General features: G+C 64.3%; 22 protein-coding genes. 12 read left to right on the top strand and 10 right to left on the bottom strand.

The genetic code is table 11. From position 1 onward, the window contains the following. Position 1: 1 nt before the first annotated feature. Genes C667_RS02105 through C667_RS02065 form a run of 9 tightly spaced genes read left to right on the top strand, consistent with a single transcriptional unit; the run spans position 2 to position 10,566 of the window. Positions 2–1,120, top strand: coding sequence for an ABC transporter permease (locus C667_RS02105; protein WP_004356012.1), 1,119 nt, complete (start codon positions 2–4; stop codon positions 1,118–1,120). Beyond that, positions 1,117–2,655, top strand: coding sequence for an efflux transporter outer membrane subunit (locus C667_RS02100; protein WP_039920582.1), 1,539 nt, complete (start codon positions 1,117–1,119; stop codon positions 2,653–2,655). Before C667_RS02105 ends, C667_RS02100 begins: the two co-directional genes overlap by 4 nt. Positions 2,656–2,675: 20 nt before the next feature. Further along, positions 2,676–2,882, top strand: coding sequence for a YgaP family membrane protein (locus tag C667_RS02095; RefSeq protein ID WP_004356008.1), 207 nt, complete (start codon positions 2,676–2,678; stop codon positions 2,880–2,882). A 7-nt stretch (positions 2,883–2,889) separates the two neighbouring features. Next, on the top strand, positions 2,890–4,302 hold the full coding sequence (locus C667_RS02090) for an MBL fold metallo-hydrolase RNA specificity domain-containing protein (protein WP_004356006.1): 1,413 nt from the start codon (positions 2,890–2,892) through the stop codon (positions 4,300–4,302). Then, positions 4,299–5,165 carry an LOG family protein gene (locus C667_RS02085; RefSeq protein ID WP_004356003.1) on the top strand — a complete coding sequence of 289 codons (867 nt, stop codon included), beginning with the start codon at positions 4,299–4,301 and terminating at the stop codon, positions 5,163–5,165. The genes C667_RS02090 and C667_RS02085 overlap by 4 nt, the downstream gene beginning before the upstream one ends. 5 nt (positions 5,166–5,170) lie before the next feature. Further along, positions 5,171–6,364, top strand: a complete 1,194-nt coding sequence (locus tag C667_RS02080; protein ID WP_004356000.1) for a lipid A deacylase LpxR family protein — start codon at positions 5,171–5,173, stop codon at positions 6,362–6,364. Positions 6,365–6,366: 2 nt separating this feature from the next. Next, positions 6,367–6,888 carry a cytochrome c gene (locus C667_RS02075; RefSeq protein WP_245538407.1) on the top strand — a complete coding sequence of 174 codons (522 nt, stop codon included), beginning with the start codon at positions 6,367–6,369 and terminating at the stop codon, positions 6,886–6,888. Positions 6,889–6,942: 54 nt separating this feature from the next. Next, on the top strand, positions 6,943–8,151 hold the full coding sequence (locus tag C667_RS02070) for an acetate/propionate family kinase (protein ID WP_004355996.1): 1,209 nt from the start codon (positions 6,943–6,945) through the stop codon (positions 8,149–8,151). A 42-nt stretch (positions 8,152–8,193) separates the two neighbouring features. Continuing rightward, positions 8,194–10,566 (top strand): phosphoketolase family protein, encoded by a 2,373-nt coding sequence (locus tag C667_RS02065; RefSeq protein ID WP_004355994.1) that lies wholly within the window; start codon positions 8,194–8,196, stop codon positions 10,564–10,566. A 100-nt stretch (positions 10,567–10,666) separates the two neighbouring features. On the opposite strand, the gene C667_RS02060 is transcribed toward C667_RS02065, so the two are convergent. The 9 genes from C667_RS02060 to C667_RS02020 form a co-directional block, all read right to left on the bottom strand. Continuing rightward, the gene (locus C667_RS02060) at positions 10,667–12,658 is read right to left on the bottom strand and encodes a relaxase/mobilization nuclease domain-containing protein (protein WP_039920579.1); all 1,992 of its coding nucleotides are present in this window, start codon (positions 12,656–12,658) and stop codon (positions 10,667–10,669) included. Between the two features lie 436 nt (positions 12,659–13,094). Beyond that, positions 13,095–13,694 carry a S26 family signal peptidase gene (locus tag C667_RS02055; protein ID WP_004355992.1) on the bottom strand — a complete coding sequence of 200 codons (600 nt, stop codon included), beginning with the start codon at positions 13,692–13,694 and terminating at the stop codon, positions 13,095–13,097. Further along, positions 13,691–14,236: a DUF2840 domain-containing protein gene (locus tag C667_RS02050; RefSeq protein WP_004355991.1), complete on the bottom strand. Its 546-nt coding sequence runs from the start codon at positions 14,234–14,236 to the stop codon at positions 13,691–13,693. Before C667_RS02050 ends, C667_RS02055 begins: the two co-directional genes overlap by 4 nt. Further along, positions 14,233–14,505 carry a hypothetical protein gene (locus C667_RS02045; RefSeq protein WP_004355990.1) on the bottom strand — a complete coding sequence of 91 codons (273 nt, stop codon included), beginning with the start codon at positions 14,503–14,505 and terminating at the stop codon, positions 14,233–14,235. The genes C667_RS02050 and C667_RS02045 overlap by 4 nt, the downstream gene beginning before the upstream one ends. Beyond that, a complete protein-coding gene (gene parA / locus C667_RS02040) occupies positions 14,502–15,140 on the bottom strand; it encodes a ParA family partition ATPase (RefSeq protein ID WP_004355989.1) in 639 nt (212 codons plus the stop codon). The genes C667_RS02045 and parA overlap by 4 nt, the downstream gene beginning before the upstream one ends. Positions 15,141–15,393: 253 nt before the next feature. Then, positions 15,394–16,251, bottom strand: a complete 858-nt coding sequence (locus C667_RS02035; RefSeq protein WP_004355988.1) for a replication initiator protein A — start codon at positions 16,249–16,251, stop codon at positions 15,394–15,396. 26 nt (positions 16,252–16,277) lie between these two features. Continuing rightward, a complete protein-coding gene (locus C667_RS02030; RefSeq protein ID WP_028838244.1) occupies positions 16,278–16,571 on the bottom strand; it encodes a helix-turn-helix domain-containing protein in 294 nt (97 codons plus the stop codon). An 83-nt stretch (positions 16,572–16,654) separates the two neighbouring features. Then, the gene (locus tag C667_RS02025; RefSeq protein WP_004355986.1) at positions 16,655–17,428 is read right to left on the bottom strand and encodes a DUF2285 domain-containing protein; all 774 of its coding nucleotides are present in this window, start codon (positions 17,426–17,428) and stop codon (positions 16,655–16,657) included. 324 nt (positions 17,429–17,752) lie between these two features. After that, positions 17,753–18,103 (bottom strand): DUF2958 domain-containing protein, encoded by a 351-nt coding sequence (locus C667_RS02020; protein WP_004355984.1) that lies wholly within the window; start codon positions 18,101–18,103, stop codon positions 17,753–17,755. Between the two features lie 273 nt (positions 18,104–18,376). Here C667_RS02020 and C667_RS02015 point away from each other — a divergent pair, with 273 nt between their 5' ends. Genes C667_RS02015 through C667_RS02010 form a run of 3 tightly spaced genes read left to right on the top strand, consistent with a single transcriptional unit; the run spans position 18,377 to position 20,079 of the window. Continuing rightward, on the top strand, positions 18,377–18,637 hold the full coding sequence (locus tag C667_RS02015) for a helix-turn-helix domain-containing protein (protein ID WP_442478165.1): 261 nt from the start codon (positions 18,377–18,379) through the stop codon (positions 18,635–18,637). A gap of 8 nt (positions 18,638–18,645) precedes the next feature. After that, positions 18,646–19,209 (top strand): TIR domain-containing protein, encoded by a 564-nt coding sequence (locus C667_RS24600; RefSeq protein WP_004355979.1) that lies wholly within the window; start codon positions 18,646–18,648, stop codon positions 19,207–19,209. 33 nt (positions 19,210–19,242) lie between these two features. Next, a complete protein-coding gene (locus C667_RS02010) occupies positions 19,243–20,079 on the top strand; it encodes a macro domain-containing protein (RefSeq protein WP_004355978.1) in 837 nt (278 codons plus the stop codon). Positions 20,080–20,184: 105 nt separating this feature from the next. On the opposite strand, the gene C667_RS02005 is transcribed toward C667_RS02010, so the two are convergent. Continuing rightward, entirely contained in the window at positions 20,185–20,499 is a 315-nt protein-coding gene (locus C667_RS02005; protein ID WP_004355976.1) for a DUF736 domain-containing protein, read from the bottom strand. Positions 20,500–21,047 lie beyond the last annotated feature (548 nt).

Here is a 21,047-nt window from a genome sequence, read left to right as displayed (position 1 = left end):
GATGTTCTTCTCTGCATTCTCGTTCACCCGCCTGCGCGCCCAGTTCATCAAGGAAGTGCTGAGCGTCCTGCGCGACCCGCGCAGCCGCATGGTGGTGTTCGCCCCACCGATCCTTCAATTGCTCATATTCGCTTTTGCCGCGACGCTGGAGGTGCGCAACGTCGACATTGCCGTCTACAACCAGGACGCCGGGCGTTGGTCAAACGAACTGGTGCAGCGCCTGGACAGTGCCCGCTTCATCACCCACGTCCGGCACGTCGACAGCCAGCTGCAGCTGCACGAGCTTATCGACCGCGGCGAGGTGATCGCCGCGCTCGCTATTCCCGTCGATTTCTCGCGCGCCATCGCCGCCGGTGACAGCGGCAGCGCCCAGGTGCTGGTCGATGGCCGGCGCAGCAACTCGGGGCAAATCACTGTGGCCTATCTGTCCACTATCGCTGCTGAGGTCGGCGCTGAGGTCATTCCCGACGCGCAAGCGCCGACGCCGGTCGTCGTGCGCCACTGGTTCAATCCGAACCTGGTCTATCGCTGGTACATAGTGCCCGGCCTCACGGGCATCCTGGCGCTGTTCAGTTCGCTGATGATCACTTCATTGTCGATTGCGCGCGAACGCGAGCTCGGCACCTTCGACCAATTGCTGGTGTCGCCCACCTCGACACCGGAAATCATCATTTCCAAGTCGCTGCCGGCGCTGGCCATCGGCACGCTGCTGGGCCTGTTCATGATCAGCGCCGGCGTCTTCCTGTTCGGCATTCCGTTCACGGGCTCGTTCGCGCTGCTGCTGGCCAGCCTGGTGCTATTCATCGCCTCGGTGGTCGGCATCGGCCTGATGATTTCCGCCGTCAGCATGACGCAGCAGCAGGCCATCCTGGGCGCGTTCGCCGTCGGTATTCCGGCGGTGCTGATGTCCGGCTTTGCCACGCCTGTGGAAAACATGCCCGTCGTCCTGCAATGGCTGGCTCAGGCCATTCCGCTGACCCACTTCCTGATCATCGTCGAAGGCAGCTTTCTCAAGGCCATGCCGACCGGTGACATTCTCGCCAGCCTGTGGCCGCTGGCGGTCATCGCCCTCGCCACGCTGACCATGGCCACCGTATTCGTCCGAGGACGCCTGCAATGAAATCCAAGACCCGCACACCCTTTCTTCGCGCAACCGCCACCGGCCTGACCCCTGGGCGCGTACGTCCCCTCGCGCTGGCACTGTCCTGCGTGCTGCTGACTGCCTGCGCAACCGTGGGCCCCGACTACCGCGAACCACCGCCGGTCGACATCGGCAGCGGCTGGACTCTGCCGTTGGCAAGCGCATCCCAATCCGCAGACTTAAGCCAATGGTGGTCTGCACTGGATGACCCCGCCCTCGATCGCCTGATGGTCACGGCGCTGGCACAGAACCTGGATCTGCGCCAGGCTGCGGCACGCATCGATGAGGCGCGCGCCTTGCGCGATCGTGTGGCCGGCGAAGCATTGCCCACTGTCGGCGCAGGTGTCAGCGTCAACCGGCGCCGTCAAAGCGAGAACGGCCCTTTGCCCGTAGGCTCCATCCCCGGTCTTGACGCCACGCAGACCATCTACGACGCGGGTTTCGACGCGGCCTGGGAGGCCGACTTGTTCGGGGCCAAGCGGCGCGCCCTGGAAGGCGCTGGCGCCCGCCTGCAGGCGACCGAAGCCGAGGCACAGGGCGTACGCATGCGCATCGTGGCCGAGGTCGCGCGCACCTGGTTCAACGCCGTCGGCGCCCGCTACGAGTTGCACGCACAACAAGCCACGCTGGATACGCTGCAGCAGACTTGGGAGTTGGTGCGCCTGCGGCATGCGCTGGGCGACGCGTCGGCCGCCGATGTAGAGGCAGCTTACGCCCAATGGACGGCAGTCAACGCGCTCATCCCGGATATCGAGGCGCGCCAGCGCGCCGCGGTGCTCAGCCTGGGCGTGCTACTCGGCGCACCGCCGGAGCGGGAGCTGGCACTGCTTGATAGCCCCTTGGCGCCGAGCACGCTGCGGGCGCTGCCGGTGGGCGAGCGCGCCGACATGCTGCGCCGGCGCCCGGACGTGCTGGCTGCGGAACGTCGCCTGGCAGCGAGTTCGGCCGACATCGGCGTGGCCACGGCCGAGCTGTTTCCCAAACTCTCCATCGGTGTCGGTGGCGGGTTCCAAGCGCTCAGTACGGGCGATTGGTTCGATGCCTCCAGTGCGCGCTTCTCCATCCTGCCGATGATTTCCTGGCGCCTGTTCGACGGCGGCCGCGTGCGAGCCGAAATTCGGGCACGCGAGGCCGCCGAGCGCCAGGCCGCGCTGGCCTATGAGCAGGCCGTGTTAGCGGCCCTGGGCGACGCCGAACGCGCGCTGGTCGACTACCACAGCGGGCTGGATACTTTGGCGCGCCGCGGCATGTCACTGGATGCGGCGCGCACCAGCTACGGCCACGCCAGGACGCGCTACGCGGCAGGCGACATCGCGCTGGTCGAACTGCTGGCCGCCCAGCGCAGCCTGCACGAGGCCGAAACCGCAGCCGCGCGGGCACATACCAACGCCGCCGTGCAATTGGTGGCGCTGTACAAGGCCCTTGGTGGTGGCTGGGACGTATCCACGGCGGCACCGACCGCAACCCATCCGCTTCGTGGCGCTACCGCCCCCCTCGCGTTTTCAAGCCGTTGACTCAACACAAGGAGACCGTCATGCAAATCAACGTTGGAAGTCTCGACCGCATTGTCCGCATCGTCGTCGGGCTGATTCTGCTCAGCTTGCCGTTGTGGCTGGACTCACCCTGGCGGTGGCTGGGGCTCATCGGAATCATGCCCCTCATCACTGGCCTGGCTGGTCGCTGTCCGGGCTACCGTCTGCTTGGCCTGAGCACTTGCCCGATACAAAAAAAACCGGAGTGAGCATCCCATGAAACTGCATTTTCTGGGCGCTGCGCGCGAAGTTACCGGGTCGTGTTTCCTGGTGGAAGCGCTCAACGTACGCTTCCTGGTGGATTGCGGCATGGTTCAGGGCGGACGCACGGCGGCGGCACGCAACCATGAACCATTCCCGTTCGACCCGGCGGCGATTGATTTCGTGCTCCTGACCCATGCCCATATCGACCATAGCGGGCTATTACCCAAACTCACGCGTGCCGGGTTCAAAGGCGCCATCTATGCCACCACCGCCACGGTTGATCTGCTGGGCGTGATGCTGCCCGACAGCGCTCACATCCAGGAGAGCGATGCAAAGCGCAATGCGCAGCGACTCCGCGGAAAGGACGCACTGCCGCCGCTGTATACGCTGCAGGATGCCAGCGACTGCTTGCAGCAGGCGCGAGGCGTCGAATACGACCGGGAGTTCGCGCCCCGCGTCGGGGTGCGCGCACGTTTCCGCGATGCCGGGCACATTCTTGGGTCGGCCATCATCGAGGTTTGGGTTACCGAATATGGCTACCCGACAAAGCTCGTCTTCAGTGGCGACCTCGGTCAGCCGGGGCGCCCAATACTGCGCGACCCGACACCCATCGAGGACGCCGACATCCTCGTCATCGAGTCCACCTACGGCAACCGCCAGCACAAGGATTTCTCGGCGACCGAAGAGGAAATGATCGGCATCGTCGAAAAAACATTGTTCGAACGCGGCGGCAATGTCATTGTGCCGGCCTTCGCGGTCGGCCGAACCCAGGAAATCCTTTATCACCTGCACCGACTAACCTGCGAGGGGCGGCTGCGGCAACCGAAGGTATTCGTCGATTCGCCAATGGCCACGCAGGCCACGCGCATCACGCGCGAGCATCTTGAACTATTCGACGAACAGGCAAAACACCTGGCCGGGTGGCATGCGCGCGGCGAAAACCTCCCATACCTGCACTTCACGGAGAGCGCTGAGGAGTCCATGGCGCTGAACCGGATCCGCTCCGGGGCCATCATTATTTCTGCCAGTGGCATGTGCGATGCGGGGCGCATCCGGCACCACCTTCGCCACAATTTGCCACGCCGGGAATGCAGCATCTTGTTTCCCGGTTTTCAGGCGCAGGGGACGCTTGGTCGGCGCCTGATCGAGGGTGCCGAACGTGTACGCATCTTCGGTGAGGACATCCCGGTACGTGCGGCGATCCACAGCGTGGACGGCCTCTCCGCGCATGCCGACCAGAAGGCGTTGCTGGATTGGGCTCGGGGTTTTGTTCAACCCCCGGCGCAAACCTTCGTGGTGCATGGGGAACTGTCCGCCGCGCAGGCCTTCGCCGAACTCTTGCAACAGCAACTCGGCTGGCAGGTTACGGTGCCCGAATATGGTCATGTGCTGCGCTGGCCGGATTTTCTGGCGGTCGAGCGATGACCCCGTCGGCAAATCCTGACGAGCGCCTGCGCGCCATCCTCGATTCACCCACTTACCGCCTCGCATACGAGGACATCGACTTGCTTGGCCAGGAAGAACTGCGGCCATTGCGGCTGCAGCTCGAACTGCTCAAGCCCGAACGCATCCTGCACGAACAAGGGATCCATTCGACGGTGGTGGTCTTCGGCAGTGCCCGCATCAGCGACGCCGAAACCGCGGCTGCGCGCCGCGACACGCTGGAGCGACAGACACGCGCCGCGCCGTCCGATGCCAAGCTGGCGCGGGAACTCGCCCAGGCCCGACGCCGGGTGGATCAAGCGCGCCACTATGAGCAGGCGCGACGCTTCGCAAGCCTGATCTCTGCACGATTTCAGCAGCAGAACCGCCGTGACTTCGTCGTCGTCACTGGCGGCGGGCCGGGCATCATGGAGGCGGCCAACCGTGGTGCCTTCGAGGCTGGCGCACGCTCGATCGGCCTCAACATCACGCTGCCGCACGAACAAGCGCCGAACCCTTATATGTGTCCGGAGCTGGCGTTCCGGTTTCACTATTTCGCGGTGCGCAAGATGCATTTCCTGCTGCACGCAAAAGGTTTGGTGGCCTTCCCCGGCGGCTATGGAACGCTTGATGAGCTGTTCGAGGTGCTGACCTTGATCCAGTCCGGCAAGATGAAGCGGATTCCGGTGATTCTTGCGGGGCGCGCATTCTGGCGCCGCGCCGTCGATTTTGATCTTCTGCTCGACGAAGGCTATGTATCACCATCGGATCTCGACTTGTTCACCTGCGTGGACGAAGCCGAGGAAATCATCGACGCCCTCGAACGCTTTTACGTCGATCGGGCAGTGGATGGCGGGCCAGCGTGATGCGGATGGGCAAGCAGAATGCGCGCCTGCGCGGCACCAAGACGCCGCGGCCGATATGGGCCGCCACCGCGTTGCTGCTTGCCGGCGCGGCGCTCGGTTCCAACGCTGCCCGCAGCGCGGAACTCCCGCTCTCGATTGATCTTTCCCACTGTCCGCCCGAGCAATCCCTGCGCTGGAGGGGCGGGACCTTGCGCCTGGAGAACGATTTGTTCACCGGCACCGACCGCAACTACACCAATGGGGTGGCGTTGACCTTGGTGTCGCGCGATCTGCAAGGTGCGCTCCGCCCGGAGTGCCTGCCCCGGCCGATCGGTTGGTACGCCCGTTTCATCGGTTGGGCTGATCCCGAGTTCTGGCGAGACTCCGGCGCCCAGGCATCGTCGCAAAACCTTGTCGTTCGCTTTGGCCAGTCTATGTACACACCCGAGGACAAGACGCGTACCGATCTGATTGCCGACGATCGGCCGTACGCTGGCCTGCTCTACCTGGGCCTGGCGTGGAATCGCCGAATCCACCCACAGGCTGCCAGCTATGAAATGCTGGACGTACGCGAACTAACCCTGGGCGTGATCGGCCCCTGGTCGCTGGCAGAGAAGTCGCAGGATCTGGTGCATCGGGTGCGTGGCATCGAGCGATTTCGCGGCTGGGACAACCAGTTGCGCAACGAGCCTGCGTTCCAGATGGCCATGGAGCGCAAGTTCAAGTCGTACACGGAGGGTGCCGTCCAGCCAGGATGGGACAGCGACGTGATCGGCAGCTATGCCCTGCGGATCGGAAACATTGAAACCGCGGCCAGCACCGGGGTGGAATGGCGGGCCGGCTGGAACATTCCGAACGACTTCGGCAGCTATCCAATCCGCCCTGGCGCGGAAAACCGGCCACCTTCAGCGGTTGCCGATTTGCGCACGACAACACCGCAATCGGCCTTGGCGCCCAAACCCGGCGCGCATGTCTTCCTGAACCTCGAGGCCAAGGCGGTCGCCTGGGACTTCTCGCTCGACGGAAACCTGTTTCGCCACAGTCACCACGTCAGCCGTCGGCCCTGGGTCGTTCAGGCGGCCATCGGCATCAGCAGCCAATGGATTGTTGCCGGGCACGGCGTGCGGCTTGCAGTCATGCGCGTCTGGAGAACCCGCGAGTTCGACCAGCAGATCGGCCGCCACGCCTTCGGATCGATTGCCCTGAGCATCGAATTTTGAGCATGCCAGCCACCATCAGCCCGTTTGCAAAACATTCATCAACGACCCCCATGGAGAATCCCGTGAGCCACCCCTTGAACACCCGCTCGCTTTTCACAGTCGCCTTGTCCGTGGCCTTGGCCATTACCGCAACAGGACTTGGCGCACAGTCCGTAGAGGCCACGAAACCAATGGCACTGCGCACCGTCATGGAGAAGCTTGGCCGTGACATGCAAGCCGTCACTGGCGCGATTTCCAAGGAAGAATGGGCGCTGGTCGCCGAGTTGGCGCCAAAAATCGCCAAGCACGCCGAACCGCCCCTTTCGGAAAAGATGCGCATCCTCGGCTGGCTTGGCACTGATGCCGGAAAGTTTCGAGACTTCGATGGCCACGTCCACGACGCCGCGACCGCCATGGGGGATGCCGCGAAGCGGGGCGACGGCCAGGCCGTGATTACAGCGTTTTCCAAAACGCAGCAAAGCTGCCTGGCCTGCCACCAAAGCTTCCGGCAATCGTTCGTGGAGCAGTTCTATGGGAAACGCTGACAGGGATTTTTCACAGACCGGTTCGCATAAGACATCACGATCGAGAGAGTCACGATGAGCAACTCACAGCCGAGCCTCATCCTGGTGCTCAACTGCGGTTCCTCAAGCATCAAGTTCGCAGTATTCCCTGTTGATGCCGACCCATTGCCGCGCACGCCGCTCTGGAACGGCAAGGTACAAGGTATCGGCGGGCCTGCACCGAATTTCGGCGAATCCGGCGTGGAGCCGTTTCCGGTGGAACTGGATGCCGAGCATCCGCACACCGCCGCCCTGCAGTTTATTCAGGAACGCATCAGCAAACGCCTTGATGGCCGCCGCGTAACCACCGTGGCGCATCGCGTAGTGCATGGTGGGAGCCGCTATTGGGCCCCCACCCTTGTCACCCAGCAGATGCTGGACGACCTGCGCAGCTACATTCCGCTGGCCCCACTGCACCAACCGTTCCCGCTGAAGGCGATGGGACTTTTGCTGGAGCAGCGCCCGGACATCGTGCAAGTGGCCTGTTTCGACACTGCCTTTCACCACAGCCTGCCGAAGGTGGAGCAGATCCTGCCGCTACCGTATTCAGCCTGGGAACGCGGTCTGCGCCGCTACGGTTTCCACGGGCTTTCGTACGACTACATGAGCCACGCTCTGCCCGAGCGCCATGGTGATCTGGCACGAGGCCGCACCATTGTTGCGCACCTCGGCAGCGGGGCCAGCTTGTGCGCTATGCAGAACCTGGAAAGCGTCGCCACCACGATGGGCTTTTCCGCGCTTGACGGCCTGATGATGGGCACCCGCACGGGCTCGCTCGATCCCGGCGCTTTGCTCTACTTGATGGAGGTCGAAAGACTTTCGCTGGAAGAAGTGGGCAGCACGCTTTACAACCAGTCCGGCCTTCTCGGTGTTTCCGGGATTTCGGCCGAACCGCGCGTGGTGGTGAAGCACGAGAATGATCCCGGTGAGGCTGGCGAACGCGCCCGCATCGCGCTGGCGCTCTACGTGCGCCGCATCGTGCGCGAGATCGGCGCGCTGACCGCAGTCCTGGGCGGCCTGGATCTGCTCGTGTTCACTGCCGGTGTCGGTGAGCACAACGCCTTCGTGCGCGAGCGCGTCTGCCGCGACCTGGCCTTCCTCGGCATCAAGCTCGATGCCGATGCCAACACCATTAATGCCCCCGTCATCTCCACCACTGGCAGCCGCGTGCGTGTCGCGTTGGAGCCCACCAACGAGGAATGGGTCGCAGCACGCTGTACGCAGAAACTCATGATCGCCGGGTGATGTCCCACGCAGGGTTCATCGGCACCAAAGAAGGACAATCGTATGACCACCGGTTCCATCATTCGCCAGCGCTGGTTTGCCGGCCACGGCCCCATCGTCCATCACGAGGAGACCGTCGCACGTGTAGATGCATTGGTAGCCGGTTTGATCGCCGATGGCCGCGTTGCCGATGAGGCGACAGCCTACACCTTGCTTGCTGCCGCCGACCGCTTGGGTTGCGTGGCAATGAACGTGGTCGCGCACATGACCTATGCGAAGCGCATTGACCTGTCCGGCGCGCTGCTGGCTGAGGAGGACTTCAAGCTGACGCCAGAAGGCCACACCGGTGGCTCGCTGAACATGGTGCAGGCCTTCGTCGGCTACCTGCTCGCCAACGCGCTCACCGGCAGCACGCGCGGCTGGATCATGGGCCAAGGCCACTGCGTCGCCGCCATCGAAGCCGTCAATGCGCTCACCGGCGACATCTCGCCCGCGCAGCGGGGCCGTTACGACCGCAGTGAGGAAGGCCTGTCGCGCCTGTGCGCTGATTTCTATTCCTATGCCATCAATGCGCAGGGCCTCCCGGCTGTGCCGCTGGGCAGCCATGCCGGCCCCAACACCGCCGGCGCCGTGTCCGAAGGCGGCTACCTCGGCTTTGCCGAACTGCAGTACATCCACATGCCGCTGCCTGGCGAATCGCTGGTTGCCTTTCTCAGCGACGGTGCCTTCGAGGAACAGCGCGGCCCGGACTGGGCACCACGCTGGTGGCGCGCGCAGGACAGCGGCTTCGCCGTGCCGGTGATGATTCTCAATGGCCGCCGCATCGAGCAGCGTACTCAGATCATGCAAGAAGGCGGTGCGCAATGGCTGGCTGAAGACGTGCGCCACAACGGCTTTGATCCAGTGATCGTCGATGGTCGCGACCCGTCCGCGATCGCCTGGGCGATCCTCAAAGCCGAGGACACGCTGCATGCCTTCGCCGCCGATCCGGATCGGCGCTATCCGGCGCCTCTGCCTTACGTGATCGCCGAGACCGAGAAGGGCTTCGGCTTTCCCGGTGCAGGCAGCAATGCCGCGCACAACCTGCCGCTGAGCGGCAATCCACACACCGATGCCGCCATGCGCGGGCTGTTCAACGAGAGCGCGGCGGCGCTGTTCGTTCCGCCTGTTGAACTCAACGCCGCACTCGACGCCTTCGCGTGCCATGCCGCCCAACAACGTCCGCTGGAGAGCGCGAATCCGATGGCGCATCGCTATCCCGCCGCGCCCAAACTGCCCGAGCCATGCTGGGAGACACCAGGCAGCGAAGGCAGTGCAATGACGGCTCTGGATCAGTGGTTTGTCGAATTCGCCAAGGCCAATCCCGATCTGCGCATGCGTATCGGCAACCCTGACGAATTGGCCAGCAACAAAATGGGCGGCACGTTGGCGCTGCTCAAGCACCGCGTCAACGAGCCCGAAGCCGGTGTGCCTGAGGATTTGCACGGCGCCATCATCACCGCGCTCAACGAGGAAGCTGTGGCTGCGGCAGCACTCGGCAACAAAGGCGGACTGAATCTGGTCGTCAGCTACGAGGCCTTCGCGGTCAAGATGCTTGGCCTGATACGGCAGGAAATCATCTTCGCCCGCCACCAGCGTCAGGCCGGCCGGCCAGCTGACTGGCTGTCGGTGCCGCTTATCGTCACCTCGCACACTTGGGAGAATGCGAAGAACGAACAGTCGCACCAAGATCCGACCATCGGTGAAGCCCTGCTGGGCGAAATGTCTGACACCTCGCGCGTGCTGTTCCCGGTGGATGGCAATACCGCCGTCGCCGCACTGCGTGACGTCTATGCTGGACGCGGCCAGCTGGCTTGCCTGATCGTCTCCAAGCGCGACGTGGAGAATCGCTTCGACGCCGAATCGGCGCAACGTCTGATCCGTGACGGCGCAGCCCATCTGATAGGCAATCCCGCCAATGCCGAGGTGCAACTCATCGCGCTGGGCGCCTACCAGTTGGACGAGGCAATCAAGGCACAGCAGCACCTCGCTGAGCTGGGCAAGTGCGCCTGTGTCACCGTCGTCCTGGAACCCGGCCGCCTGCGTATTCCACGCGATGCCATCGAAGCTGAATTCGTCGATGACGACGTAACCGTTAGCACACTGTTCCCATCGGGCCTGCCGCGCGTGATTGTCACGCACACTCGCCCGGAACCCATGCTTGGCATTCTGCGCCGCATTGACAGTGGCCCCGCCAAGACTCGCGCCCTTGGCTACATCAGCCGCGGCGGTACCTTCGATGTCCCTGGCATGCTGTTCGCCAACCGCTGCACCTGGGCACATGTGGTGGATGCAGCAGCGACCGTAGCCGGTTGGAGTCGCGAGGTGCTGCTCGATCGCGCACAGCGCACCGCTATTGATGGCATCGGCGATCCAAGTGATTTACTGATCCGGTGAGCCGGGTGCGCGAGCCCTATGCCAGCCATCAAGTGTGCCGACAGCGCTGCCCGGTAGTATGTCTCTGCGATGGCGCGATGACCGTTCTCTTGGAGTAGCTTCAGCCGATCGACACCCCCCGTCCCCGCCCCATATCCCAGGACACACCGGCGTCTTTGATCGTCGCGGCGATCTGCTGTCCCAGCCGTTGCTCGATGACTGGCCTCCACGGCACCAGGCTGAAACCCATGCCGTCATCGAGCATGGCGTAGCGTCCGCTGGCCAGCTTGACGGAGCGCCGGTAGATGCCCGCCACGCGCTGCCCGTCGGCCACCGGGCGATGCTCCAGGCCGGTTTCGGCCGCAATGTCCTTGGCGGCCTGCGCCAATTCCCGATTGCGCAGCGTGCCCAACAGGTTCCGGGCTAGGATTACGCGCTGCCCGCGCCGCTCGACCAGCCCCTGTTCGGCCAGGAAGTCGGCGCGCTGCTGCATCGCCTGTTTGGCCTCGCTGCCGAAGCCCAGGTCGCCCAGGCCAGAGCCGCCGCCGATCAGTTGCTGGTCGAGCCAAGTGGCCCCGATCACGCGGGCCTGCCGCTCGATAGGCAGGTGCGATTTCAGTTCCACGGCCACGCCGCCCAGGCGCTGCGCGTCGTAGCGGCGGCCCTGCTCCGGCAGATCGTGCGGCACCTTCCATAGACCTTCGGCCACGCGCTCCACAATGCCGGCCCGGCGCAGGGCTTCCAGCCGGCGGACGTGGGCCGCGACGACTTCGTGCGGATCACGACCCGGCACAGCCTGACCCTGCGCGACGGCCAGATGATGGTCAGTGCGGTACAGGCCACCGCTCGCCAGTGCGGTGATGTTCCTGTCGGCTGCGCGCACGTCGGCCGATCCCTTCACCTCCACCACGGCGCCGGTCGGATAGTTCGCCAGCTCGTCGTGGGCGTTGAGCGCGACGTAGTGGGCCTTGCCGTCCACGCCGTCGATGACCAGATAGCCCCGATCGCGCAGCTCGTCGGCCAGCCCCTTCGCGGCTACGCGGCCGAGGATGGTGCGGCCGTCGTCGCCCGGCTCGAATACCGCCAGCTCACGCGGCTCGCCGCGCATGGCCCGTTGCATGGTGCGGATGATGTCGCCACGCTCGCCCAGGGCGCGCAGGGTCTTTTCCGCGTCGGCATGGACAGCCCATGTGCCGGGCTGCATCTCGCCGGCCAGGCCCAGGCGCTGCAAGCGTTGCAGGCGGCCGATCAGCAACAGGCGCTGGCGTTGCAGCCGCGGTTCGTTGAAGCGTTCGATCTGCACTCGGCCGTCCTCGCCGGCCTCGCGTTGCAGGGTGCGATCCAGGCTCGTCCACCGCTCTTGTTCCACCTCGCGCTGCAAGGTCTGCTGGATTTCGAGCTCCGTGCGCGGCCCCAGCCATTCGGTCGCCAGCTCAGCAGCGCGATGGCGGAAGCCATCGGCGATGTAGTCGCCCGCGATGATGAGGTCTTTGCCGGTGTCGTCGCGCCCACGCACGACGATGTGCGTGTGCGGGTTGTCGGTGTTCCAGTGGTTGACGGCTACCCAATCGAGGCCCGTGCCCAGGTCGGCCTCCATGCGACCCATGAGGTGCCGCGTATAGGTGCGCAGGTCTTCCAGCTCCGCGCCATCCTCAGGCGAGAGGATGAAGCGGAAATGGTGCCGGTCGTCGGCGCAGCCCTCCGTGAAGGCGTCGAGGTCGGCAGCATCGGTCTGTGGCCCGTAGGCTTGGCCAGGCTCGCCTTCGCGGCCTACGCCATCGCGCTCGATGTAGCGAAGGTGCTTGGCGAGCGACTGCGGGCTGGCCTGGCGCTGATTGACCAGCAGCGTCTTGATGGTTACGCGCCGCGACATGGGAGTGAGCTTCGCGCCCGCGAAGCGCGCCGCCGTGTGGCCGCGCCCGAGGCGCGAGCCGGGCCGCTGGCCGGAGTGCTGTCCGTTGCCGCCAGTGCGAGGACGGCGCATCGCCGATTTGCCGCCGCTGGCCTTGCCCGCCTGCTTGAGCACCTTCGAGACGAAGCCCTGGCCCCGGTTCATCGGGGCCTTTGGAGGGTTCGGGCGGATACGGAAATCGTCGTCTCGGCGGTCACTCATGGCTGTGCTCCCTGCAAGCTCTGGCGTGTCCGGTCGTGCAAAGCACGCGGACACACCCGCATTGGCGCGGGCCTCGCGCCACAAGCGGCACGGCGGCGAAGCCGCTGTGTGCCGCGCCACCCCCATGTGCAGACTGGCTTTCGACGCGGCCCGGTGCCGCGTCCTTTTGTCTTGCCTTCCGCCTTTGCCCCTCGCTGGCGCTTCGGGCAGCGGTTGCCCGGCGGCGCTACTGCGCGAGCAGCCAGCGCGCCGGCGAACGCGGCGACGGCCATAGGCCGGGCGCATTCGAGGCAAGACGCCTGCACATGGGAAGGCAGCGCGAAGTGCAGCGCGGATGCGCTCGCACTGCACACGCGACGACATGCGGAAAGCCACCGGATCGGCACGCCCGATGGCACGATGAGATGCACGGCAACGTGCAGCGAATCGGCGGCCATCATGGGCGAGACTCCAGCCAGACCGGATGCGCGACGCTGATCACGGCGGATACGCTGACCGGCCCGAAATACCGGCTGTCGAACGATGCCGGGTTGGTCACGCTGAGCAGGAACAGTTCGCCGGAATTAAGGAGACGGCATTGCTGCCAGGATGGCAGCGGCCGGCCCCAACGGTCAGCGGGCAGCACGGTGGCCGAAGGCAGGCCGTCGATGCGGACGATGCGGCCAGTGATGCACACCTCCTGCGGAGCGACAGCGCCCACGCGCTTGAGCAGCGGCACGCGCGCCGGCAGGTAGCCGCGCTGCGCGGCCAGCGCGGCAGCCTCTGGCGGCAGCGTGGTCAGCACGATGCTGCCCACGGACAAAGGACGTGGCAGCGAGCCGGCACCGTGGTCCAGCGAATCGACGCGATACCAGCCGACCGCCACACTGTCGGACGGGTTGTAGATCAGGCGCGGCAGCGGATGCGCGAAGGACGCCCAACCCAGCGCAGCGAGGCCGCAGGCGGACAGGCCCGCCAGCACGATGCGGGTGCGCAAACGTGCGCGGGGTCGCGGGCGAGCACGCGATGCGGTGCTGGCAGTAGAAACGGCGGTCATGGCAGCGCCCTCCCGATCAGCCAGGCGGCGTGCCGCTCGGCGGTGTATTCGGGCAGCGGCAGGCGCGCGGCGAGGCGGTTGGCGAGCGTGCGCCAGTACGCGGGCGAGGCGCCGACAGGCGCAATGCCCAGCGCCTCGATGGCGTCGATGCGCTCCAGCACGGGGCGCACCTGGTTGTCACCCTCGGCGTGCAGCAGCAGGCGCGCGCCCGGCTGCACGCCGGGGATGCGCTGCGCCGCATCGAACGGCGTGCAAGCCTGCATCACCATGAGCTGCCAGCGCACGGTGCCGTAGTCGTTGGCCTGCCAGCGGACGCGGCACAAAACCGCGTTCGGCAGGAACACGGCGCTGCGCCGCCAGCGGTCGAGCCGGTGCGTGCGCGCGGGTTCGCCAAAGCGCAGGTAGAGTTTGAAGCGCGGTTCGATGTAGGCCAGCGCCACGCGCGTCAGCGGCGCGCTGGCAGGTTGGCCGGAAGGTGCTGCGAGCGCAGCCGTGGCCGCGCCAGCGGCGGACACGTTGGCAGATGAAGCGGATGCGGTCATGGCGTGTTCTCCTTGCGGTGTTCTGGAAACTCCCGCTCCAGCAAGCTGCGCAGCAAGTCAACCACGGTCACGCCTTGCGTGAAGGCCGACACCTTGATGCGCGCCCGCATGGCGGGCGTGATGTCGAGGGTCAGACGCGCGGTGTAGAGGTCGCCCTTGTTGAGTGCATCGGCGTCGCCCTGGCGAATCCACGCCTCGGCGTGCGGATTCGCGGGCGGGCGCGCGCCGATGCCGACGCGCTTTGCGCGTATGGGTGGCTTCGCTGTCATGTCGGCCACCGCAGCAGTTCATCGACCAGCGCGGTGATTTCACGGGCGGCGGCGCTGTCCGGCGCCGTCTCGCGTGCAAGCCGGCCAGCGGCCACGCTGTCGGCGAACACGATGCGCTGATGTACTTCCGCGCGCAGCGCGGGGAGCGGCTGGTCGGCGAGCGTCTGACGCGCTTCGCGCCCGATCACGGTGGTACTGACGCGCCGATTGATAACAAAGGCTGCGCGGAGCAGCGGCCGAAACACCTGCGCCTCGCGGATCAGCGCCACCATCTCGGCGCTGGCCCACAAGTCATAGGGGCTGGGCTGCACCGGGATCAGCACGCGCTCGGCCGCCAGCAGCGCGGAGCGCGCCAAGGCGGCAATCCTGGGCGGCCCGTCGATGACGACGTGATCGGCCCGCCTGGCGAGTTCTGGCGCCTCTTGGTGCAGCGTTTCGCGTGCGAGGCCCACGGCGCTGAACAGCCGTGGCAAGCCTTGCTGGCTTCTGCGCTGCGTCCAGTCCAGCGATGAACCCTGCGGGTCGGCGTCCAACAGGACGACGTGCTGGCCGCACATCGCCAGCTCGCCGGCGATGTGCGTGGCGAGCGTCGTCTTGCCGACGCCGCCTTTCTGGTTGAGTAGCGCGACGATCATGGCCTGGCCCCCCATGCTGGAAAGCCGGGCTTTGGCTGCTGCGTTTGTTGCCGCGTGGCGGTTATCCACCGCAGCGGCGTTTTCCTACTAAAAGTTAGAGAAATGAAGTTAGGGAAGTTAGAGGGCGAGGAAACCCAGTACTGGCGCGGGCTTGCGACCGATCGGCACGCCTGATAGCACGATAGTCCCACGCCTGATAGCACGATACCCCGCACGCCTGATAGCACGACACCATCCACAGGCTTTCCCGGAGTTATCCCAGTGCCGTCGGCGGCACGGGCCGGAACGTCAGCAGCTCCATGCCGTTGTCCGGCATCCGCTCGATGCCCAGGACGTAGCCGGGCAGCGACTGCCGCGCGACGAGCGCGCGCAGGTCGCAGGCGAAGTCGTAGGGCTTCGCGGTACTGCCCGATTTCTGGTGCAGGTAGCGAAAGTCGAACTGCCAGCCGTAAGCCTGTTTGCCGCCGTGCTTGCGCACCAGGCGGTACAGCCATCGCTCGATGCCGCCCGAGAGCCGGAAATACGCCGGGTCGATGGTCAACACCAGCGCGGCGTCGAGCACGCCCGCATAGAACCAGTCCGGCAGAATCAGTTCGATGCCCAGCGGCGTGCCGCTGGCATCGGCCAGCTCCTTCCATTCGTTGATCCACGAGAAACGATGCAGGCGCCGCCCGGTCGTCTCGCGGATCGACGTGGCCACCGTGGTCGATTGCAGCCGGTCGAGCGCGGCCTTGAGGCGCTGGTAGTCGCGCAGCGACTTGCCGCGCCCGATGAAGCGCAGGATCTCGTAGGGCGTGGCGCGCATCAGCCGCGACGGCCGCAGGCCCGCGTCCTTCGCCTCCACGATCTGCGAGGCAGCCCAGATCAGCACGTCCGCATCCCAGATTGTGGCGATGCCGTGCTCCTGCGTGCCTTCCACGCGGATCGTGACGTTGCCCGCGCGGAAGTCGATGGGCTTGACCCGCTTGGATTTGCCGAGCGAGAAGAACGGATAGGCCATCAGGTCTTGGCTGTCGCGCGGCGCCATGTCGCCGGGCAAGGCGCGGAACAGGTCGAGCTGTTCGCGCTCTTGCGTCGGCCGCTGCCGCATGGGCAGCGCGGTGCTGGACATGGCGATGGCCTGCCGCGCGCCGTCGATCAGCGCGCACGGCTGTCGGCCGAGTGGTGCTCGGCGTATTCGGGATCGGAGGTCGTCTCGAAACTGCGGTCGGCGGCCCAGGTGTCGAGGTCGGCCACGGCGTACATGACGCGCCGGCCGAACTTGCGAAAGCGCGGGCCGCCGCCGATCACGCGCTGCTTTTCCAGCGTGCGCGGCGATAGGCGCAGGTACTCGGCGGCTTCGTCGTTGGTGAGATAGCGTTGGGGCTGCGGGGCAGCGGTCGAGGCAGTGGCCGAAACTGTTGCAGAGGGCCGCAAGGGAGCGGGACGCATGGTGTGAACCTCCATCGGTTGAAAACGCCCGGCCACACAGCGCAACCGGATGGAGGCAGTCTCAGAAGACGCGGCCCTTCTGCTCAGGGTCGTTTTGCGTTGCCTTCGAAACGGCCCTTCTCAAGCGGCGGAAGCTGTGCTAGGCAGCGATAGCCGTTGCGCATCAACGCATCGCCGCGCCGCACCAGGCGGCGCACCTTGGAGCGCAGGCCTCCGTCGGCGTACCAATCGGCCACAGCATCCGCACCGAATAAGCCTTCGCCAACCTCGCGCAAGGACGCGCCCGCAAGGGTTGCGTCGAGCGCCTGCAAGGTGTGCAGCTCCAGCAATGCGGCGGGCGTTGGCCGGGAATTGACGATGAATAGGGCCGTGCCCAGCGAATGACTGCGCGCAGGCGCAACAGCACCGCCGCGATGGGCATAGGCGACGGCCATGCCGTCTTCCAGGCCGGGCGCCAGCGCGAAGCGCAAGCAATGGCCTGGGCTGCGAGCGATCAGCGCCAGCCCTTTGCCGTCGTGGAGCAGTTGCTTGTGGCCGGGAATGCGCCAGAACGCGAAAACCGTGGCATCGAGTGGCGGATCGGCATCGGGATAGAGCTGCACCACAGCGGCATGGCCGGGCAACCAGGCTGGATGCGCGTCACGCGCGTCCAGCGCCGGATTTTCCAGCAGGCGCAGGCCCCAGCGATGCGCCGCTTGCTGTGTGCTTTCCGGTCGGCGATGGTGGCGCAGCCAGTCAAGGCGGTAATCGGGATGACGGCGCAGGTACTCCCAAGCCAGCGCGAGCGCGTCCAGCCACAAGACGTACAGGTAGGCCGCAGTCGGATACCAATGCGCGACGTGATGAGGATCGACCATGACGCCTCCTCCTGTGAACAGGAATCGCCGCCGCGTCAGGACTACGTGCTACATCGCCATCGTCCGAACGTCATGGGTGAAAAAGTTGGATAGGCGTTGGCAAGACCGATCGGCTCCGAAGCGCTGCGGTTTCCGTCTCAATGCTGCGGCGGCAGCGCCCCGATCGTGGGACGCCGTACAGGCCAGCCTGGCGCAGCAGGCGCAGGAGATCATGACTATTTGGATCAGACTGACTGGGGTATGCCGCAACAATGCCGATTGAGACCGTCCCGGCATGACGTCAGACTGAAAAAGTCACAGTAGGCGGCGTCCCGCCGGCCGTATTCAGTCCGGGATAGCTCCGTCATGCTCGGCCAGTCGGGTGTATTCCGCCAGCGTGCGCGTGGGCTGGAAATAGAGATCGCGCATCACCGGCTGCTTGCGCGGCCCGACGATACAGGCCAGCTCGGACAGCTTGACGGTGCCTTGCGCCGGCATCCCGATCCCCAGGTCGATGAGACCCCAGGCGGTGTCGCCATCGGCGGGATCGAGCGCGGCCAATAGCCAGGTTATATGCGCGTCCGGCGTGAACAGTCGAACCACAGGCACCGGGTCGATGGTTTCGCCAGCGGCGCGGGCCTTGCCGTTGGCGAGCAGTTGCGCACGCTCCGAGTCGGTGGCAAGTGGCTGGGGCATGGTCGGAAATCCCACAAGTCCAATGATGCACGGATGCGGTTTCACGCCGAAGCGCAGAACCGCGAAACCGGATTTGCGCCTTCGTGCTCAAGCACGGATGCGCTTGCGTGGCTTTGCTGGAACCCGCCGATGCGGATTTCCGTAAAGTCACGAAACCGGAAAATAACATAAGATGAACACTATAGATTGTAGCTCTATAGAGCGCAATAAGCTGTCATCTTGGTTTTCGAAGGGAAACCATAGGTGGCGGCTCGGTACTCATTGGCGAAGGCGTTGAAGACGGTCAGAAAAGCGCGGGGCTTGAGCCAAGAAGCGTTTTCGGACGTGTCGAGCCGCACCTACATGAGCACCCTTGAGCGCGACCTTAAAAGCCCGACCTTGAACAAGCTGGCCGAGCTGTGCAAGGTCATGGAAGTGCATCCGCTCACGCTGCTGACGCTGGCCTATGCCGGGGACAGCACGAGCAAGGCCGAGGAGTTGTTGGCGCAGGTGCGCCGTGAACTTGAGGCGGTATTGAATTCAGATGGAGATTGAGAAGCGCAATGGCATATAGAAATGGAAACTACACCGCCTTTTATGTTGCAGAGCCATTCAATCCCAGCTCGCTGGGCGCCAATGCGACAAAAGATTTTCAGTATTATAATGTCCTGCGGATGTGGAAAGGCGCTGATGCGACGTTCCCCTTCGTCGATTCGCACGATAAAACATACAGTGTCCGTGATGGCAGCGATTGGGAATACACCCTGAAACCGAGACTTAGGGAACGCCTTCGGAACTCGAAGAACATCATCCTCATATTGAGTTCGATCACGACCAACTCCCGTGCCCTCCGAGAAGAAATCGACTACGGGATCAACGACCAGGGGCTACCCGTCATCGTCGTCTACCCTGAATATTCCACCAAGGAAAGCCTGCTTATCGGTGGATCATTGAAGCAGGCTGTCAAGAACCTGTGGGAAAATCTTCCGGTGCTCCGGGATTCGATGAGCAAAGTTCCTACGCTTCATGTTCCGATGGACAAGGCGCTCATTAAGAGTGCCTTGCAGGATGGTGGATTCATGGTTGGGAGTAAGAAGACCCCAGATATCTATAGGTACAACCCATAATCATTTGGCACGTCGGAGCAAACGGCCCACGTCATGGTGAAGGTCAACTTTTTTGACAAGCGGGTCATCAAGAAATTCCTTGAGGTCACCGCTGTCGTCAGCGGTACGCTGTCATTCGTGGTTATTTTTGTTGACGTCCCTGCCGAGTGGAAACTGAAGGCTGGATTGGCTTTCTTGGCAATACTGGCACTCACCTACTTGGCGATATGGCTCTGGTCGAACAACCTAAACAGTATCGACATCAATGTCGAGGGCAGCGATGTCGCGATCAAGACTGGCGATATTTTCCAGCAGCCTGGATTGAAGGCAATCGCCTTCAATGAATATTTCGATACGCAGGTGGACAACAAGATAATTGGGGAGACTTCCCTCAACGGCGTTTTCATCCAGAAGCATCTCGGCGTCCCGCTCTCCGAGCTAGACCGTCACATCGAGGAATACGCTTTTGATAACAGCGAAGTCCTGGATGAAAACGAGGCCAGGAAACAGGGGAAGAAGAAAAGGTATCAGATTGGCACAATCTGCCTATACAAAGACTACCTCCTGACCGCGTTCTCCAAGTTCGACGAGAACAACAAGGCGCTGCTGACAATGCCGGAGTACCTTGAGTTTCTCATCAATTTCTGGGACAAGGTAAACAACATCTACGCCCAGCAAAGCGTATCTACCACGATCTTCGGTTCGGGAATAACGCGGATCAAGGGACACAAAAACATCTCCGACGAGGATCTCCTGAAGATAATGCTGTGGACGTTCAGAATCAGCGAAATGCGATTCAAGTACCCCGCGAAGCTGACCATCGTGATTCACGAAGACAAGATTGACCAGATCAATCTTCTCGATATTAAATCCGCCAGGAACGGCGTGTAATCTCCAATAGGAGTTCGGGGCGAACCTGCTGCTCATGGGTGCTGTCTGGGCAGGTACTGCATCAGCAGCACAGCGCCCCGCCGCGTGGGCGGGACGCTGCGGCGGTCACGCCGCCTGGGGCTTGCTGCGCGACCAGATCAGATCGTGCGTGCCGCCCTCGCCTTCGATCAGGCGGGCATAGACCGTGGCCGGGAACGAAGGATCGTCGAGGGTCACGGAGATGTACTCCCGCCCGGCCTCGCTGGTCTTCTTCCACGCCGCGCCGATGTCGTGGCCGGCGGCCTGCAGGCGGAAGTCCGGGGCCTTCTCGTTGTCCCCCTTGTCGTTGGGCACCAGCTTGACCTTGACGTTGAGCGTCAGGGTGCGAAGCGTGCCGGTGAAGCCGTCTTTGTCGGTGGTGAAGGTGCCGATGTTGGCCATGATGGATCTCCTTTCGGTTGAACAAGGTTCGCGCCCATCGCGTCCTTGTTGTGATCCGGCCGGCGGGGGACGGGCGGGCTGCACCGCTTGCGGCCGCAACGCTGTGGAGGGCCGGGAGGCGAAAAGAATTTGTCCCGCGAGGAATCTGCGCAGCAGAGGGGAAATTGTTTTCGCCGGACGGTTGCAGCCATGAAGCCCGAGGCGCAGCCGCGCCACCGCCAGGATTCACAACGAGACAAGGATGCTTTGGGCCGAACCGCTCCGAAAGGAGATAGGGCCGGCTCGACATCCCCGCACGAATGCTTCTCCGGCTCGCACATTGACGCGGGCCAGGTCATTCCCCCAACGACAAGCGAGAACGCCCCTGCCGCACCTTGCGGCGCCGGTTTTGAGGCGTGGCGTGGAAGCTCCATAGCGATGCCGGGCGGGTTGTCCGTGAACCGTCCTTCGTGACGTGATGGGCAGGAACCGCCAGCGTCGAGGACGGTACGCATCCGCACAACCTGCCGGAGAAAGCGCCAGCGTGTTCACCAGCACCCCGTCCCCTC

The sequence above is a fragment of the Thauera phenylacetica B4P genome (assembly GCF_000310225.1).
GTDB classification, from domain to species: Bacteria; Pseudomonadota; Gammaproteobacteria; order Burkholderiales; family Rhodocyclaceae; genus Thauera; species Thauera phenylacetica.
This window is presented reverse-complemented; position numbering and strand designations above follow the sequence as displayed.